Here is a 19509-nt window from a genome sequence, read left to right as displayed (position 1 = left end):
TAAGGATTTCTTTGATTACTATATTAATCATGATATTATTATGGCTCCTTATAATGTGAGTATTAAAATTTAGAATATATGTATAATATTTTTTAATTCATCATATCATATTAAAAATATTTTTTAATGTTATGTATCGTGATAGTTATTAAAAATCATAAGTGTATTTGTTTATGTTAACGTGGAGTGTAAAAATAATTATGCAGCAACAATTACGTCTAGTGGTAGGAATATCAGGGGCATCTGGTGGGATTTATGGAATCCGCGCATTGACTATTTTAAAAAAATGTTCTATGAATATAGAATCTCATCTTATCGTGACTAGAAATGCTTTGATTACATTACAACAAGAATTAAAGATGAGCAAGCAATCTGTATATGAATTAGCGGATGTTGTACATTTTCCGCAAGATATCGGAGCATCAGTTGCTAGCGGATCATATCCAACTCTAGGTATGTTAATTGCTCCATGTTCCATTAGAACTATGTCAGAAATTAGTTCAGGCATGACATCATCATTGATTGGTCGTGTTGCAGATGTAATGTTGAAAGAAAAACGCAAACTAGTGTTAATGATCAGGGAAACTCCATTGCATCTGGGGCATTTACGTACAATGGTTAAATTAACAGAATTTGGAGCAGTAATTATGCCGCCTGTTCCTGCATATTATACACATCCAAAAACTATAGATGACGTTATTTGTTACACTGTGGCAAGAGCTCTAAGTTTATTTGGGATTGATACCAATATTTCTCCTACTTGGTTAGGAATACGGGATCGAACTCATGATAATCTTATGAAACTAAATTGAAATTATTGCTAACTATTTGATGTCTATATTGACGATATTTAATACGTTACTTAATGAGTATATTCTTGAAATTTTAAAAAATAATTAATTTAATAATTTAAAGTATAAATGTATCTAATGATACTGCTCTTCTTTATTTGTGGAATTAAAACTATCGCTACTATCGTCTGTAGCGTAATCTTCGCTAATAGATGATGAAGATTGCGCTAGATTTAGTTTGACAAATATTTGTTCCATATCACTGAGGTGTCTAGTTTTTCTTCGTTCTTTTATGGTATTTTCAAGTTTATTTATGTGTTCTGTAGTACCCAATGAAGCAAACTTAGACTGCCTATGCTCAAATAAACGATACGATAAGTCATCACTTTGATTGAGTTCAATTTTAGAAGATTTAAAAAAAGCATCATGCGTTCCTTCATTATCTGCATTTTTTTCAGAATGAGTTTGTTGATCTTCGTGGGATACAGATTGGTTCGATGGCAATATATCGTTTAGTGTTGATGATGCTATAGATGCCGATGAATCTTTTTCTAAAAAAGGAAAAGGAATGGGAGGAGGGGGAGGAGGAGCTAAAAATATGTGATTATCTTCTGTTATAGTATTCTGAGCGTTTTCTGTTGGAGTATTATATACATCATGCTGTGGCTGTGGCGCAAAGAAATTTGAGACTGCTATATTATTCTTTATGCTACTATGCTGATCATCGTCATGATAATTTAATGTATGTTCAGCTGTATTTTCTGTAACGTTAATTCCAGAATCATTATTAATGTTAATAATAGACGCATCTTTTTTTTGTGTATTCGTATTCGATAATTTTTTTTGTGAAAAATCTTTTACTACAATATGTATATTTTGTTTTTTCTGTTCCTGATGAGATTGTGTTGCATTATTAGTAATGTATGAAACAAAAATATTGTTTTCTTGTTTAATAGGATAGTTGGGGAAATAGAGCGCATAAGTATTATTTGCTATTGCAACAATATTACCTCCGTGATTTTCCAATGACTCAAAATCCCATCGTACATATTTATCATTATTGTCATCGACTTTAATGATTTTAATTTCTCCAGGATAGCCTGTTATTTTGTGAGTATACCGCAAGGATGGAAGGTGATTATGATCGTTTATGGAAATATAATCGTGATGCGGAATTATCGTAGGTATAAACGGTTGTATTATAGTATCAAGGTTATTTAGTATTGATTTATTTTTGTTATTATTAGTATAATAAATTTGTTCTATAATAGGAGTACCGAATTGGTAATCTATTAATACTCGAAAAATAGTATTATTGTATTGCTTATTTACAAAAATATTATTTATGCTAAAACCTAACATGGGAATGGGTTGATAATTCAGATCTAACGATAAATAATAGTCATTATTTTTTTTATTGAAAATTTTTTTATATTTTTTTTCATAAATAAATTGTTCCAATTTTATTTTTCCAGTAAATTCTAAAAAGTGTGGAAATTTAGTTTGTATGTATAATTGATGACCACTTCTTGGATAATGTATGTTACATTTTTCTAATGATGTTTCAGGATCAAAAATGTTATCTAGGTTATAATAATTATTTAACATGAATAATGTATTATATAACCAACATTCTACACCAACATTAATTGAGTATGGTTGACTGCTTGGTTTAGAAATAGGACAATGATAAAAAGTATTATATCCAATAGCGTATTTATCATTAGTTAGATGTCTTTTTCCCCCTCCAAAATTAAAAATTTGTTCTGATAAAAGATTGTGTACCCCTAATTGCATAAAGGATAATTTTTTTTTGTGTTTGCTACGTTGCGTGTAAAACGAATGAAACATATTGATTGAATCGTTTTGTAATTGCATTTTAGATTTGTAAGTAGAAGAAAAGGGGGATCGATAATTATATGCATGAACGCGTAGTTTATTCGTTGTATAGGGATAAAAATTAAGAGTATGATGTATATGGTCGTGAGTGTGTAATTTCATCTCTTTTTGATATAAATCATCGTGCAATATGTTACTACTAACGTTGGATTGAATACACTCCTTGAGTGTGCTACACCAAGCGATTTTGTTGTATATCAATATTTGAAATATTATTCCTAATATAATAAATGTCGGCATGTTTTAATTTTAATTAACGTATTTTATATTGTGTATATACAGTATATTTATATTTTTGTTTTGTTGTTATATACAAGTAATTAACATATAAAAATTATAAATTAAATAATCACTGTTTTGAATAAAAATGTAACTTTAAAATGATATCATTTATTTTGTATATATGATACAAACAATTGATTATATTAATACCGTTAATATAATCAATTAATATTTTTATAATTAAGTGAGGTGGCATTATTATGGCGATGCGTGTTGAAAAAGATACTATGGGTGCAATTTTAGTACCGAACGATCGATTATGGGGAGCGCAAACACAACGCGCATTAAAATATTTTAATATTTCTAATGAAAAAATTCCTTTCTCGTTAATTAAAGCGTTGGCCCAAATCAAGCTGGCGGCAGCACAAGTAAATTATGATTTGAAACTGATAGATCGTGAACGGGCTCAAGCAATTATTCAATCAGCAGGTGAGGTACTATCTGGAGTGCATAAGGACGAATTTCCAATATCAGTTTGGCAAACTGGATCTGGAACTCAAAGCAATATGAATATGAATGAAGTTTTAGCTAATCGAGCTAATAAATTATTAAGCAGCGAACAAAATGTGAATGAGAAATTTATTCATCCAAATGATCATGTCAATAAAAGTCAAAGTTCCAATGATGTTTTTTCTAGCGCAATGCATGTTGCAGCGGTAGTTACTTTAAATGAGCAATTAATACCTAAAGTTAAGATGTTAAAAAACACTTTATTTGATAAATCTGTTAAATTTAATAACATTATTAAAATTGGTCGTACTCATCTTCAAGATGCTACTCCATTGACTTTGGGGCAAGAGATTTCTGCTTGGGTATCTATGCTGCAACATAACATAGACCATATAGAAGTTACGATACCTCATTTATGTGAATTAGCGTTAGGCGGAACAGCAGTGGGGACAGGTCTAAACACTCATCCAGAATACGCCGGCCGTGTTGTTGACGCATTATCATTTCTTACTAAACATAATTTTGTTAGCGCACCGAATAAGTTTGAGTCATTATCGACATGTGATGCATTGGTGCACAGTCATGGCTCCTTGAAGGGTTTAGCCGTTTCTATGATGAAAATTGCTAATGATGTGCGTTTATTATCTTCTGGTCCTAGATGTGGTATAGGTGAATTAAGCATTCCTGAAAATGAACCAGGTAGCTCGATTATGCCTGGAAAAGTTAATCCAACGCAATGTGAAGCTATGACTATGTTGTGTTCTCAAATTATTGGAAATGATGTTAGTATAAATATTGGAGGTGCATCTGGACATTTTGAATTAAATGTATATAGACCATTGATTATATATAATTTCTTACAATCGGTACGTTTACTGGCAGATGGTATAGAAAGTTTTCATAAATACTGTATTGTAGGTATTCAACCAAAGCGTGAACGAATTAAAGAATTACTTAATAGTTCACTTATGTTGGTTACTGCGTTGAGTCCATATATTGGATATGACAAATCAGCAGAAATTGCTAAGAAAGCGCATTCGGAAGGGTTAAGTTTAAAGGAAGCTGCATTACAATTGGGTTATGTCGATGAGCAACAGTTTGACTTGTGGGTTTGCCCAGAAAATATGATTAATTCTTCAGAATTATTTTAATTATTATTAGAACTGAATAGTAAATTGAATAACAATAAGTATTATAAGTATTTTTAATAAAACGTTATGAAATAATTAAGTGCTATTAATAAATGAATCGCGTTAAACGTTATCAGATTTTATGTAAATTACGGGATAATAATATTCATCCAGTTATTGAATTAGTTTATCGATCGGAATTTGAGTTATTGATTGCAGTATTACTGTCGGCTCAAACAAGCGATGTACAAGTTAACAAAGTAACAAAGAGTTTGTTTAAAGTAGTTAATACACCACAAGATATGCTACGTTTGGGTGTAGATGGGGTTAAAAATTATATTAAATCTATTGGTTTATCAAATACTAAATCTAAAAATATTATTAAAACTTGTCGTTTGTTGATAGATAAACACAACGGTATATTACCGTCAAGTCGTGTTGGTTTGGAATCTTTACCTGGAGTTGGACGTAAAACTGCTAATATTATTTTAAATGTAGTTTTTGGTTGGCCTACAATTGCAGTAGATACACACGTATTTAGATTTTGTAATCGTAGTTGTTTTGCGTCAGGAAATAATGTTTTGTCTGTAGAAAAGAAATTATTGTCAGTAGTACCAAAGGAATTTCAAAGAAACTGTCATCAGTGGTTAGTACTACATGGTAGAAATATTTGCCGAGCTAAACAACCAAATTGTCGTGTTTGTGTGATTAAAGATTTATGTGAATTTAAGGAAAAAAAATGATTTATATTACAGTAAAAGTTACATAAATAAAATGTTACGCATGGTGTAATAAGATATTGTGTGAAATTTTGTTTATATTTGTTTGCAAATATAAATAGTTATATACATAACAAGTATATTATCTAAACTAAATCATTCCCATATAATCAAGCAGTGGTGTTTTTTTCCGCGTCTTAACAGCGTAAATCGATCGTATAATCTGTCGGTGGCACAAAAAATATATTCTGTTTTCAATTGTTTTTTTGAGTTTATAGTGATGCTATTAGATGAAATTAATTCTCGTGCTTGTGCACGAGACGCTACTAATTTAGATTCTACCAATGCTTGTTGTAATGTAATACCTGCTTTCAGTGGTATAGTCGGTATGCCATCTTGAAATAGCTGTTCGAAATCATTTAAAGTGAGTTTATGTATTTGTCCTGTAAATAGATTGCTAGTAATTTTTTGAGCCGTTTTTAATCCTGATTTTCCATGAACTAATCGGGTAATTTCCTCTGCTAATATAATTTGAGCTTGTGGTTTTGTATTTTTCATTTTATCTTCTTTTTTTAAAATATTGATCGTATCTACATCGATGTTGGTAAAAAATTTAAGAAAACGATATACTTCTGTATCAGAAGTATTGATCCAATATTGATAAAATGTATAAGGGCTAGTTTTTTTTGCATCTAACCATATAGTATGTTTTTCTGTTTTTCCAAATTTAGTGTTATCAGATTTGGTAAGCAAAGGCATAGTGAGTCCGTAAGCAGTTCTTTTATATATGCGATGTATCAGATCAATACCTGATATAATATTACCCCATTGATCAGAACCACCAATTTGGAGTATTGCATTATAATGTTTATGTAAATAGGTAAAATCATAACTTTGTAATAAATTATAGGAAAATTCAGTATAAGAAATTCCATAATTATTTTGTTGTAATCGTTTTTTTATAGCATCTTTATTTATCATTTTATTTACAGAAAAAAATTTACCAATATCTCTTAAAAATGTTAAGAGTGATATAGAAGATAGCCAGTCGTAATTATTAACTATACAGGCTTGCGAATATTGACTGTGAGAAAAATCTACGAACAAAGATACTTGGTATTTGATTTTTTCTATCCATTTTTGTACTGTTTCAATTAAATTGAGTTTTCGTTCAGAGTCTTTAAAACTTGGATCTCCAATCAATCCAGTACCCCCGCCTAGTAAAATTATAGGACGATGTCCAAATGTTTGGAATTGTCTTAAACATAACAGTGGAACTAAGTGTCCTATATGTAAGCTGTCAGATGTCGGATCAAACCCGCAATATAAAGTAATGGATTTTGATTTTAATATCTTAATTAATGCTTCTTGGTTTGTAATTTGTGCTATTAAATCACGTTCGTACAAACGTTGTATTATATCAATATTTTTATTATTCATACAAGTATAGTTTTAGTACAGCAATCAAGAGTATTTATATGTATTTGATAAAAATCAATACTGTTTTATTAAGTTTAGTTATATTTTTTATATATTATAAAATTCACTGAAATTGTAATTGTAATTACGGAGATAAACGGTAAATACGCCATGTATGTTTATATCGTTGATATATGAATCGATCATGTAATCGATGTGTTCCGCCTTGCCAGAACTCCATGCTATTTATATTAATTTTATATCCACCCCAAAATTCGGGAAATGGTACTTTTTTATGGAGATGATTTTTTTTGAATTCTAAAAATTTATTTTCTAGTAAATCTTTAGAAGAAATAACTTTAGATTGATTAGATACCCATGCGCTAATTTGATTGTTTTTTGGGCGTGTATAAAAATGTTTTAATACTTCTTTTTCTGGAAGTTTATTCACACTTCCTGTTATTATTACCTGTCTATCTATAACATTCCAAAGAAAACATAAACTAACTTTTGGGTTATTGGCTAAATGCATAGCCTTTCGGCTATTAAGATTAGTATAGAATATCATTTCTTTATTAGTAAAACTCTTCAATAATACCACACGTTGATAAGGTTGACCAGTGTGATCTACTGTAGCTAAACACATTGCAGTAGGATCAGGTATTTTTGAAAAATACGCTTGATGCAACCATACTGAAAATAACTGAATAGGCTGATTAGTTAAATCTGTATGGCGCAATTGTCCAGATATATATTCTCGTCTGATGTTAGAAATGTTAGTTTTGTCTATTAGCATAAAATATGGTATTATATTGATTGTTGCAAAATAGAATAACACATTTTTGTGTGTATCTAAAACAAACAAGAAGTACTACAAGGGCTATAATAGTAGTTTTATTGGTTTTAAATCTCTTATAATAAAGTTTAATTGATTGATAAATATTTAAGTGCATATTTATGTAAGTTAAAAAAGAGTCAATTATTTACTTAATTGATAAATGATGATATATTTCAGCACACTTAGTGATAGATATCATATATATACTTATATGATATCTGTAAAATAAGATATAAAAATTTATTTAATGTTATTAACAAGTATGTAATTCTTTAATATATATGATATTTTCTAATTTTTATTATGTAAATTGATAATGTTTTTTTCTAATTTAGAGATAATTTTACTTAGAAAAATTATTTCCTCATGGCTAATTCCGCTGAAAATTTCATTTCTAGTGATGGAAATAACACGATTTACTTCATTAATAACAGGTCTAGCGTTATCAGTTAATTTAATTCGTTTAGCTCGTCGATCATTCACGCAAGTATGTCTTATAATTAACGATTTTTCTTCAAGTTGATCGAGTGTTCGTACTAGAGATGGTTGTTCTATCCCTATGGCTTTTGCTAATTGTATTTGAGATTGTTCTGGAGGTAATTGACAAATATTATGCAATGTAATCCAATGTGTTTGTGTAAGTTTTAAAGGTTTTAAACGATGATCAATTAAAGCACGCCATATTCTTACAAGGCGTGCTAAATCTGATCCTAATGGTGATTCCAATTTTTTCCTTCCTTATAATTGAGTCTATTTTATTTTAGAATTTTGTTTTAGACAAGTGGATAAAAATATATACACATGCGACTATAGAGATAATCGTATCTATAATATGACTCTAATATAATTTAATAGAATTTATTGTACAACGATTGTTATCATAGTTTATCAATTAGATACGTTATTATGTATAATTTAATTCATTAAAGTATAACATACATTTATTGTTGTGTGTAAATTATTTTTAATACAAGTATTAAAAATAATTTATTGAATGGAATATACTTAATATAAAATAAATAAAAATTATAATTATAATATAATAATTATTTAAAAAAATTGTTTGTTTAGTTATTTATGTTACAATACTATCATTGGGAATTCGATCGCAAACAATTGAATTACTAAAAGAAGTGTGTTTTTATAGATCAACTTGGTGTTATTCATTATTTTTTCTGGGTTATGTATATCTTTGTTAAGCATCTGTTGTTATATAAATAAATTGTAGTTTGTTTGCTGTAGATTTTAATATCTTGTAGTGATTAAATAATGAATATCGACATACGTGACTATCTTAAAAATTAATAAATATTTTAATTTAGGATGTAATTATATAAAAATTCTATTTTAGATAAAAAATACGTTGTTTTAAAAACATAGTTATTTACTATTTTGCATGAAATATTCAAACAATCATTTTTGCATGATGAATATGAAAATGTAATTAGAATTTATGATAGTATTAACTGTTTATGTAATGTACTATATCTCATAATAAATATGATTTGTAAAGATGATCGCAATACTCTTCGAGCAAGATTTCGTGGGTTTTATCCGGTTGTAGTTGATGTAGAGACAGCAGGTCTTAACGCTAATATTAATGCTTTATTAGAAATTGCTGTTGCTACACTTAAAATGGACGAATATGGTTGGTTGTGTGTAGATGGTTCTCTTAATTTTCATATTAAATCATTTCCTGGAGCTATTATTCAACCAGAATCATTAGCGTTTAATGGAATTGATTTAAATAGTCCTTTAAGAGCTGCAGTGACAGAGCAAGAAGCATTACATGAAATTTTTGAAATGGTGCGCCAGGGCATCGAAACTCAAGGATGTAATCGTGCTATTATCGTAGCACACAATGCTTTTTTTGATCACAGTTTTTTAATGGCAGCAATAGAACGCGTAAGTTTTATGGAAAATAATCCATTTCACCCTTTTGTTATGTTCGATACAGCGACTTTAAGTGGATTAGTATTTGGGCAAACTGTATTGGCTAAGGCATGTGCATGTGCGGGTGTTTTTTTTGATAAGAACAAAGCGCATTCTGCATTATATGACACTGAGCGAACCGCAATGTTATTTTGTGAATTGGTAAATAAATGGAAAAGACTTGGCGGTTGGCCATTAACTCCTTGTTGTACCGAGTCTTAATACCATTAAATACCCGATATTTATTTACGATTTTCTTGTGTTATAAAGAAAAGTTATAAATTTGAATATAAAACATATTTTTACTACACTTATCTAAATTTTATGTATCTATATAGTAGCTACTATAATGTTTAATTCTCTTTTAAAGAGAATTAAACAGATTCAATTCAAATTATGTCTTAGTTTAACCTGATCAATTAAAGTTTTTAGCGTACCGCTGTGACTCATGTTGATTATGATGTCAGATCCACCTATTAATTTTCCTTCTATCCATAATTGAGGAAAAGTAGGCCAATTAGAAAATATTGGCAGAGCGTTTCTAATATCTACATGAATCAATACGTCAATATAAAAAAATGATTGAGTATAAGTAGACAATATTTGAGCGGCTTTTGATGAAAAGCCACATTTAGGAGCGCTAGGTGTGCCTTTCATGTATAAAACGATAGGATTTTCTTTTATTTGATTTTTAATTTTTTCTATTGCATTGTTCATGTTGTATTTGTGTTAAAAGTTAAAATTATACTTAGTGAAGCTTAATTATGTAAATATTATTTTTTTTTATTAATAGATGAAGCATTTAATGTTTTAACATAAATCCTTCTTAATTTCTCATAATTATTTTGTGTTCACAAAATCCGCATGTTGATAAATATTAATTATTTTTTTGAAAATTAATAACAGACCATTTCCTTTCAAAGCTGTTTATAGCAGATTTTATAATAATGTCAACTTCAATATTTACTATATCGCCTATTTTTTTTTCACCAAGTGTTGTTTGTATTGCAGTGTATGGAGTTAAACAAATACGTATATAATTATTGAATATTTTACTTACTGTAAGACTTACTCCGTCTACACCAATTGATCCTTGTTGCAAAACATATTTTTTAAGATATTTTTTTTTTATACTAAACCATATTATTTTGTTGTTTTTTGAAGTAATTATTTTTATAATTTTTCCAGTACAGTCAATATGTCCGCTCATTAAATGCCCACCAATTTCAGAATGATAACCAATCGATCTTTCTATATTGATTAAATCTCCTAATTTTAATATACCCATATTAGTTAGTTTTAGTGTTTCATGTATTACATTAAAACTAACTAAATTATATTTTATGGCGATAACAGTCAAACAGCATCCATTATTTGATATAGAGCAACCAATTTTTAAATTTGAGAGTAGATATGTGGGTAATATAACCGTATATGTTTTAAAATTAGTTACTTCATAAATTGTATGTACTGGAACAATAGCTTGTATAATACCTGAAAACATATCTTTCAAATACTATTTAATATTATTTTAAATTATATAATGCTATTATAGCATATATCTCTTTTTTGTTAAATATCACTTTGAAATGATTTTAAATCAATGTGATAAAAATGTACTTTCGTAATATAAGATATTCTTAAAACATTTGACGTATGATAAAATTACATGTATTTTACCACATATAAGTGTGGTTTTTAATAAATCATTTTGTTTAATTTGTAAGACGGTAAGAAATAGATAATGTAAATTAATAATACAGTCTATTTGATCATGGATTACTAAAATTGTATCATTGTGCGTTCTTAGCTCAGTCGGTTAGAGCACTACCTTGACATGGTAGAGGTCGATGGTTCAAGTCCATTAGAACGCATTAGTTATTGACAAGCATTATTAAATTAAAATGATAGTAAGATCTTGTTTATATGTAGCGCAAGAAATTAAATAAAAAGATTATTACTTAATATTGTATTAGATCAAATTGATTCTATTTTTAATGATCAGATGATCAATTCAACGCAATCAATATTATACGAAAATAGAGTGTCTGTTAAAAACTAATAAATAATTATCTACTAATTATATTTTTATATGAGTTAAATCATTAAAGTACGTTTAATATGGGAGAGTATTAAAGATGAATCGTAATAGATTAATATGTTCTGCAATTATTTTGAGTTCTTTCGTATTGGTTAGTTGTGCGAGCACAACTAAAATAAAAGAATTATCTTCTGAAGTACATGATTTAAACGAAAGAATTGATCAAATAAGCAGCGACATTGATGTTTTGCGTCCTGAAATAGAAAAAACAAAAAATGAAGCAGCACGAGCTAATCAACGTATTGACAATCAAATTACTTCTTATCATAAGTAATGGGAAAAGATGTGGAGACAGTATATATAATTCTTTAAAAATAAAAATTAATATACTATCTAATTACAATTAGATAGTATACATAAGATTCCATCTGGGATGGCTATAGTTTACATAGAGCATTTGGCTTGAGATTGTATAGAATCTAGTATCAGGTGTATTCCTTGAGATCGGGACATGCTTAGGTTTTGTTTTAATTGTAATTGATTTATTAGAAAAGGTTTAACATCCAAGTTGGCGACTTCTTGTAAACTTAATCCTTGATATAAGCTGAATATTATTGTGATAATCCCTTTAACGATAGAAGAATCGCTGTATCCGTATAATTTGATTGACTTGTCATGGGATGACATAATAGAGGTAGTAGTCAAAGCAATCCATGTTTGACTTTGGCACCCAGAAATTAGATATTTTTGCGTGCGCATATTTTCTGGGAATGCAGGTAATAATTTTCCAAGATCGATTATATATATATATTTTTCTTCCCAATTAATACAACTTAAGAAATTTTGTAATAATTGGTTTTTTGTTGGAAAATTTATCATCGTTATTAGAGTAATTTTTCATTGGTTCAGTAAATGTTGCACTTTAATTAGTCCATGTGCTAAACGATCAATATCTTCCTTGTTTGTATACATAGCTAAGGATGCGCGACACATACCCGGTACTTTAAAATAGTTCATAATAGGTATTGCGCAATGATGTCCTGTGCGTATGGCAACGCCATATTGATTTAATAACATTCCAACATCATATGAGTGATGTATTCCTAAATTAAAAGCAATAATACCAACTCGTGTACTTGGTCCATATAATACTAGATTTGGAATTTTTTTTAATGTATCTATAGCGTAACGCATTAATTGATCTTCGTAATTGTAAATGTTATCAACACCTATTGTATTGATGTATTCAATAGCATTGCCTAATCCTATGATACCACTAATATTAGGAGATCCTGACTCAAATTTCAAAGGAGAATCTATAAATGTTGTATCTTGAATTAAACTTACATTTCTTACTATTCCGCCTCCTACTATCCATGGGGGCATTTTTTGAAGTAATTCTTTTTTTCCATACATAATGCCAATACCAGAAGGTCCGTATATTTTATGCCCAGAAAATACATAAAAATCGCAATCTAATTTTTGTACGTCTACTAATTGATGTACAATTCCTTGCGCGCCATCTATTAAAATTAGAGTATCACTTTTTTTTCGTGCTATACTAATTATTTCTGTTAATGGATTAATTGTTCCTAAAACATTAGAGATATGTGATATCGATAAGAGTCGAGTACGATTATCTATAAGTTCGGATAATCTAGATATATCTAATGTACCGTTAGGAGTTAATGGTATATAATGTAGTACAATGTTCTTATGTTTTGATAATACTTGCCATGGAATAATATTGGCGTGGTGTTCCATTTCGCTAATAATAATATTATCCCCATAATTTACAAAATTGTGTCCCCAACTGTTGGCAATTAGGTTAATAGCTTCAGTAGTACTTTTGACAAAAACAATTTCTTCTTTAGATGCGTTGATAAAATTGGCTATACGTAAGCGTACTGTTTCCATTTGATTAGTTGATTCAGTACTCAACGTGTGAATACCTCGATGCACGGCAGCATATTCATTACGATAGTAATGAGTTTGTGAGTCTATGACAATATTAGGTTTTTGAGCAGATGCGGCGCTATCAAGATAAGTAAGAGGGTATTTATTTATCATTCGGTTTAATATAGGAAAATCTGATCTAATTTTTTCTATAGGATAAATTATCATATTATGATCCTTGCTAAAGCTTTATTGATTCTTGTCAATACAAGATCCTGTAACATAGCATTTTCAAGTGATCCTATAATTTCAATAGCAAAAGCATAAATAAGCATTTTTAAAGCATCTTTTTTTGGAATACCGCGTGTACTTAGATAAAATAGCTGATTGGTATCAAGGTGGCCTATTGTTGCTCCATGACTACATTTTACATCGTCTGAGTAAATTTCAAGTTTAGGTATACTATGAATAATTGCATCTTTGTTCAACAACAAATTATTGTTTATCATTATTCCATCAGTTTTTATAGAATCTGGATTTACTTTTATTAGTCCATTAAACACACCGGTACTGTAATTACATGCTATTATTTTATGTAATTGCCTGCTTGATGCGTATTCTCGATTATTGTGTTCTAAATAAGTGCATATGTTCCCAATATCTTGTTCTGATAGAAAAAGTAAACTCTGTAATGATAAAGATGATCCTGAGTGATTGATTTGAGCGCTGGTTCGATGGGATGTAAATTTAGGACCAAGAATAACAAAGATACTACTGTTTACATTTGAAGATTGTCCTACATTAATATCATTATGTGCTATATGATAACTTGCATTGTTCTCAAATATTAATTTAACGTGATCTAATTTAGATCGGTTTCCTGTTGTCATAGACATGCGCGCGCCACTGAAATGTCCGTTGTTATTTATACTAATGAAATGTTCTATGACGCATGTGTTAGAGTCGTGCCCGATTTGAAGATGATGATGATAATGAGATGTAACTAATTTATTTTTTACGTTAGATCCTCCATTAATATATAGTAAATATAATGGTTTTTTTGTGATTTTTTTCGTAGGTAAATTTATGTGTATTGTGGCATCACTTAAGCATTCAGTTAAATATAAAAACATGTCTGGTTGAATGGGATTAGTCATGTCATGACGATTGGGATCACGATTGATTTTGAGGATCCATGGATCGATATTTTTATCACTTAATTCAGGTGAAAATATACCGTTAATAAATGTTAAGCGATAAGCATTTATTGGAAAACTTAATTTTTCATATTGCGGAGTATTTAATTCAAAATTTTTAGAAAATTCAAAATTGTATGTTAAAAATTCTTCAAATGCAGTATGTTTCCAATTATCTTTTTTAATATTTGGTAATCCAAGTGTTTTAACGCGTTCCCAATATTTATGCGCCAAATTTGAATTAATATTATTTTTTTGTTTAAATAATCCGTACCATTCGTTTAATACTCGATTTTTATTATCCAGCCAACCAACCATAGCCTTTTTCCTCAAGCTTTTTGACTAAAGAGATATCACCAGATTTTACAATATGACCTTTATGTAGCACATGAACATAATCCGGTTTAATATACTCTAAAATTCTTTGATAATGCGTGATAATCACAAATGAACGTATTTTATCGCTTAATATATTAAGACCATTATAAACAATTTTTATTGCGTCAATATCTAAACCAGAATCTGTTTCATCAAGAATACATAATAATGGTTCTAACATCATCATTTGAAGAATATCATTACGTTTTTTTTCTCCTCCAGAAAATCCAACGTTTACTGATCGAGTCAAAAGGTCATTAGGCATTTTTAATAATGCCATATTTTTTTGAACGAGTTGGATAAAATCAAACCGATCCATAAGAGGTTGGTGTCTATATTTACGTATGGCATTAACAGCGTGGTGTAAAAATGATTGATTACTGATTCCTGGAATATCTACTGGATGCTGAAATGCTACAAAAATGCCTTCCCCCGCACGTTCTTCTGGCTTCAGGAGTAATAAATTTTTATTTTTAAATAATATTTCTCCATTAGTAACAGCATAATCCTGTTGACCAGATAATGTAGCAGATAATGTACTTTTTCCCGATCCGTTAGGTCCCATGATGATATGTATTTCACCGGGATTAATTTCTAAATTTAATTTTTTCAGAATAGATACATTTTTTACGCTTACATTCAAATTTTTTATTAATAGCATCATGACTTCTCCTGTTTTTAATGCTATGATTACTGCAGGTACTTACATTATAAATTTTATCCAACGCTGTGTTCTAAAGTAATCTCTAGTAATTTTTGAGCTTCTACAGAAAATTCTAAGGGTAATTTAGAAAATATATCCTTGCAAAATCCATTTACAATCATAGAAATAGCATCATCTTCATTAATTCCGCGTTGCCGACAATAAAACAGTTGATTATCGCTGATACGTGAAGTTGTAGCTTCATGTTCTAACTGTGAATGATTGTTATGTGATTCAATGACAGGAAAAGTATGAGAACTACATTTGTTACCTATCAACATAGAATCACACTGTGTAAAATTGCGCGAATTTGAAGCAGTTTTCGTAATTTTAACTAATCCTCGATAAGTATTTTGGCTGTTTCCAAGAGCAATTCCTTTTGAAATAATGGTTGAACGTGTATTTTCTCCTATATGAATCATTTTTGTTCCAGTATCTGCTTGTTGTGTACCATTGGTAACAGCCACTGAAAAAAACTCTCCAATAGAGTTTTTTCCTTTTAAAATTACACTAGGATACTTCCAAGTAATAGCAGAACCAGATTCAGATTGAGTCCACGACATTTTAGCATTTTCTCCAGAACATAGTGCTCGTTTAGTAACGAAGTTTAAAATGCCACCTTGAGAATTTTGATTGCCAGAAAACCAATTTTGTACCGTTGAATATTTTACTTGAGCATCTTTTAGTACGATAACTTCCACAACTGCTGCGTGAAGTTGATAATTATTGTGTATTGGAGCTGAACATCCTTCAATATAGCTTACATAACTACCTGCATCTGCAATTAAAATAGTACGTTCAAATTGTCCAGTTTTTTTAGAATTCATGCGAAAGTAAGTTGATAATTCCATAGGACAGCGTACATTTTTAGGAATGTATACAAATGTACCATCAGATACAACTGCAGCATTAAGTGCGGCAAAAAAATTATCTTTAAAAGATACTACAGTTCCTAAATATTGGCGTACCAAATCTGGGTAATCTCGAATAGCATCGTGAAATGAACAAAAAATGATACCTTTTTTTAGTAAGGTATTACGAAATGTAGTAGATACAGAAACTGAGTCAAATATAGCATCAACCGCTACGTTTCCTTTTTCATGCACCGGGATACCTAATTTGTTAAAGGTTTTTTCTACTTCTGTGGTTAAGTATTTTGATTTATTTAAAAGAGTGTTTGTATTTTTTTGTACTTTGTGGGTTTTTTGTGTAGTTGTACATGCTGGAGCAGAAAAATAGCTGTAGGAATTATAGTTGAGTGTTTGATAGCTTCCTTTTAACCAATGCGGTTCTTTCATATTACACCAAGCATTATAACCTGCCAGCCTAAATTCTAGCATCCATTTTGGTTCTAATCTTTTTTTTGAAATAGCATATATTATATCTTCATTAATACCTTGTTTGAGCTCTTCATTATTTAATTTAGTAAAAAAACCTTCCTTATAATACGAATCGTTATTTTTAGATAAATTTCTATTGACATCATATATGTTAGAGTTATTGCGTATCATAATAATACCTGTTTTTAAATGCTAAAACTTTCACCGCACCCACAGGAATGTTGAGCCTGAGGATTATTAAATTTAAACATATGATTTAATCCTTCTCGTACATAATCTAATTCGGTTCCATCAACAAATGGCATGGCATACAATGGCACGAATAATTTAGCGCCGTTATGTTCATACATTAGGCTATTATCATTTAATGATATAACTTTATCCATGAGATATGTAAATCCTGCGCATCCTGATTTTTTTATGGTTACTTTCAATCCTAACATATTAGGATCTTTATTTTTTAAGCGAAGAATTTGTTGCGCTGCCGCATCAGTTAGTGTTAGGCCATTCCAAGAAACATTTTTTTTGGATATGCAGTGTATATTTTTTTTGATATCATTTTTCATGATAAATTCCTTTAAATTTATTATGCAGCATTTTACCATAGTAAATGCTCAATCGTTTTGATTGTATAAATATTTATAACAGTATAAAGATGTGTATGCAAGGATATGATTCTACATATCTAATTATGTGAGAAATTATAATTTATCATCATATATTAATTTTTATAAATTTGCATACATATATAATACTTATTGAAATTTAGTGTAGTATCTTATTTTAATAACAGCGCATTAAAGACAGGTTTTTATGGTATTCTTCTAAAATTGATTTTCTTATTTTAAATGGTAAAATGTAACTCACTTGGAGATTCCTATCATTATAGCATATTATAAAAGCACATATAATTGATTTGTTTTTTAAAAATTAATCGAAAATATTTCATATGAATTTGCTTATAATCAATATGTACAATTTACATGTATGCAATTATGTTAAAAATCTCAAAAATTAATGAAAATTAGAGCCCAGTAAAAATCAACAGTGGATTAGGATATTGTTTTGATTAACCAATTAGAAAGCTCTGATAATTCTTTTTTGTATTGAGGCCAGCTTTGCATCCATTCTTTGCAGCAACATAGGATGCTTTTATTGTTATAGGGGATACCTACTAATTTTGTTGCTAATATTTCTAAAGGATCTGGGTCTAAACTGTCAGTAAAAATGTGACTATGACGAATGATTCCACGCTCTATGTCGCAATGTAACGTTACACTGCCCCAATCAAAACGGGTATCCAATTGATGTGTAAATGCAGGAGCGCTGCCAAAATTCCAGTTCCAGTCACGTTGTTTGTTGAATTGTTTAAAAAATTCTGGAATTTTACAGAAATTATCCATAGATAATATTTCTGGTTTTACTCTCATTCCATAATGTTGGAAAAATGCTTCTGTTAATCCTAGACATACTTCTTGATGATTAATACCAGGTTTTAATTCATTTAAATTAGCAACTCTTGATCGAATAGAGGTAATCCCTTTAGTCTCTAGTTTTTTAAAATCTGGATTAAGATAATAAGCAAGTTTATCAATATCAACGTGTACAAGTAATGTGCCGTGATGAAATTTACGTCCAGATGTTTCACGATATGCAGATCCACTAATTTTACGTTCTCCATTTTCTGTACGTATGACAATGTCATTTCGTCCAGAAATGATAGCCTTAATCCCAATATAACTCAATCCATTCAAAACTATATTAGAGGATACGCTCTTATCATAATGCTCTTGAGTAGAAATAAAAGTAAAACAAGTATTGCCTAAATCATGAAACACAGCGCCGCCTCCGCTATTTCTTCTAGCTAATTTAATTTCATCTCGTTCCATACGGCGAGTATTACATTCTTTCCATGCATTTTGAGCGCGTCCTATAACTACTGTATTTTGATTTCTCCATAAAAATAGTATAGATTGCTTTTTAGGTATATTTTTAAAAATATATTCTTCAAGTGACAAATTAAACCAGGGATCGTAAGAATCAGATAATAATAACCGCAAAGAACACATAGCTCCTCCTTGTCGATATTTAATATTTAAGCCAAATCTTATATGTAAGATACAATTATATTATCACTAATAATAATCATTTTTTAATTATTTTTTATTAAATTATCGGTATTATAAACAAATTTTTATATATGTTTTTTAATTATATATAATCAGTACAAATAGCTTAATTGATGGCAGAGAATATAGCTTTCATCATTATTTTATATATTATTGCAATAATATATTTTCATTTCTCATTGTGATAGAGATATCATATTGTATATGTAAAATCGCTAAACATTTTATCTTTAGATAAGTTTGAAATTTTATTCAATGAATTTTAAAACAAGAGATGGGTATTTTTATTTTTTAAATAATTAATTGTTATATAATTATATATAGTATTTATTCTCCATATCCATATGTATGCTTACTATATGGAGT

The 19509-nt window shown here is 29.2% G+C and carries 18 protein-coding genes and 1 tRNA gene; 6 read left to right on the top strand and 13 right to left on the bottom strand.

Annotated features, from left to right (window positions below):
* The first annotated feature begins 200 nt into the window (after positions 1-200).
* A complete protein-coding gene (locus M9394_RS00200; protein WP_250247540.1) occupies positions 201-812 on the top strand; it encodes a UbiX family flavin prenyltransferase in 612 nt (203 codons plus the stop codon).
* Positions 813-926: 114 nt separating this feature from the next.
* On the opposite strand, the gene M9394_RS00195 is transcribed toward M9394_RS00200, so the two are convergent.
* Positions 927-2792 (bottom strand): inverse autotransporter beta domain-containing protein, encoded by a 1866-nt coding sequence (locus tag M9394_RS00195; protein ID WP_250250031.1) that lies wholly within the window; start codon positions 2790-2792, stop codon positions 927-929.
* A gap of 380 nt (positions 2793-3172) precedes the next feature.
* On the opposite strand from M9394_RS00195, the gene fumC reads away from it, so the two are divergent.
* Complete coding sequence (gene fumC / locus M9394_RS00190) at positions 3173-4573, top strand: class II fumarate hydratase (protein WP_420022150.1); 1401 nt, start codon at positions 3173-3175, stop codon at positions 4571-4573.
* Between the two features lie 92 nt (positions 4574-4665).
* Positions 4666-5295, top strand: a complete 630-nt coding sequence (nth, locus tag M9394_RS00185; RefSeq protein ID WP_250247435.1) for an endonuclease III — start codon at positions 4666-4668, stop codon at positions 5293-5295.
* 132 nt (positions 5296-5427) lie between these two features.
* Here the strand turns inward: nth and tyrS are convergent, their stop codons facing one another.
* The 3 genes from tyrS to slyA form a co-directional block, all read right to left on the bottom strand.
* Entirely contained in the window at positions 5428-6711 is a 1284-nt protein-coding gene (gene tyrS / locus M9394_RS00180; protein ID WP_250247437.1) for a tyrosine--tRNA ligase, read from the bottom strand.
* Between the two features lie 124 nt (positions 6712-6835).
* Entirely contained in the window at positions 6836-7486 is a 651-nt protein-coding gene (gene pdxH, locus M9394_RS00175; RefSeq protein ID WP_250250029.1) for a pyridoxamine 5'-phosphate oxidase, read from the bottom strand.
* A 333-nt stretch (positions 7487-7819) separates the two neighbouring features.
* Positions 7820-8254, bottom strand: coding sequence for a transcriptional regulator SlyA (gene slyA / locus M9394_RS00170; protein ID WP_250247441.1), 435 nt, complete (start codon positions 8252-8254; stop codon positions 7820-7822).
* Between the two features lie 774 nt (positions 8255-9028).
* Here slyA and rnt point away from each other — a divergent pair.
* Positions 9029-9682, top strand: a complete 654-nt coding sequence (gene rnt, locus M9394_RS00165; RefSeq protein ID WP_250248204.1) for a ribonuclease T — start codon at positions 9029-9031, stop codon at positions 9680-9682.
* Positions 9683-9844: 162 nt separating this feature from the next.
* Here the strand turns inward: rnt and grxD are convergent, their stop codons facing one another.
* Both grxD and M9394_RS00155 read right to left on the bottom strand, forming a co-directional pair.
* Entirely contained in the window at positions 9845-10177 is a 333-nt protein-coding gene (gene grxD / locus M9394_RS00160; protein ID WP_250248203.1) for a Grx4 family monothiol glutaredoxin, read from the bottom strand.
* Positions 10178-10337: 160 nt separating this feature from the next.
* Complete coding sequence (locus M9394_RS00155; RefSeq protein WP_250250027.1) at positions 10338-10964, bottom strand: riboflavin synthase subunit alpha; 627 nt, start codon at positions 10962-10964, stop codon at positions 10338-10340.
* A 296-nt stretch (positions 10965-11260) separates the two neighbouring features.
* On the opposite strand from M9394_RS00155, the gene M9394_RS00150 reads away from it, so the two are divergent.
* A tRNA-Val gene (locus tag M9394_RS00150) sits at positions 11261-11334 on the top strand.
* A 264-nt stretch (positions 11335-11598) separates the two neighbouring features.
* Positions 11599-11835: an LPP leucine zipper domain-containing protein gene (locus M9394_RS00145; RefSeq protein ID WP_250247449.1), complete on the top strand. Its 237-nt coding sequence runs from the start codon at positions 11599-11601 to the stop codon at positions 11833-11835.
* A gap of 110 nt (positions 11836-11945) precedes the next feature.
* Here M9394_RS00145 and M9394_RS00140 read toward each other — a convergent pair whose 3' ends face one another.
* The 7 genes from M9394_RS00140 to M9394_RS00110 all read right to left on the bottom strand — a co-directional run bounded on the left by M9394_RS00140 (position 11946) and on the right by M9394_RS00110 (position 19083).
* Positions 11946-12380: a SufE family protein gene (locus M9394_RS00140; protein ID WP_250247451.1), complete on the bottom strand. Its 435-nt coding sequence runs from the start codon at positions 12378-12380 to the stop codon at positions 11946-11948.
* Positions 12381-12398: 18 nt separating this feature from the next.
* Positions 12399-13625, bottom strand: a complete 1227-nt coding sequence (locus tag M9394_RS00135) for a SufS family cysteine desulfurase (RefSeq protein WP_250250025.1) — start codon at positions 13623-13625, stop codon at positions 12399-12401.
* Positions 13622-14911 (bottom strand): Fe-S cluster assembly protein SufD, encoded by a 1290-nt coding sequence (gene sufD / locus M9394_RS00130; protein ID WP_250250023.1) that lies wholly within the window; start codon positions 14909-14911, stop codon positions 13622-13624. Before sufD ends, M9394_RS00135 begins: the two co-directional genes overlap by 4 nt.
* Positions 14892-15632, bottom strand: coding sequence for a Fe-S cluster assembly ATPase SufC (sufC, locus tag M9394_RS00125; RefSeq protein WP_250250262.1), 741 nt, complete (start codon positions 15630-15632; stop codon positions 14892-14894). The genes sufD and sufC overlap by 20 nt, the downstream gene beginning before the upstream one ends.
* A gap of 56 nt (positions 15633-15688) precedes the next feature.
* Complete coding sequence (gene sufB, locus M9394_RS00120) at positions 15689-17185, bottom strand: Fe-S cluster assembly protein SufB (RefSeq protein WP_250247455.1); 1497 nt, start codon at positions 17183-17185, stop codon at positions 15689-15691.
* 14 nt (positions 17186-17199) lie between these two features.
* Entirely contained in the window at positions 17200-17580 is a 381-nt protein-coding gene (gene sufA, locus M9394_RS00115) for a Fe-S cluster assembly scaffold SufA (RefSeq protein WP_250247456.1), read from the bottom strand.
* 486 nt (positions 17581-18066) lie between these two features.
* The gene (locus M9394_RS00110; RefSeq protein ID WP_250250021.1) at positions 18067-19083 is read right to left on the bottom strand and encodes a lipoate--protein ligase; all 1017 of its coding nucleotides are present in this window, start codon (positions 19081-19083) and stop codon (positions 18067-18069) included.
* Positions 19084-19509 lie beyond the last annotated feature (426 nt).

This window comes from Candidatus Blochmanniella camponoti (assembly GCF_023585825.1).
Taxonomy (GTDB): domain Bacteria; phylum Pseudomonadota; class Gammaproteobacteria; order Enterobacterales; family Enterobacteriaceae; genus Blochmanniella; species Blochmanniella camponoti.
Note: the sequence above shows the minus strand (reverse complement) of the source record. Positions and strands in the feature narration are given on the sequence as shown.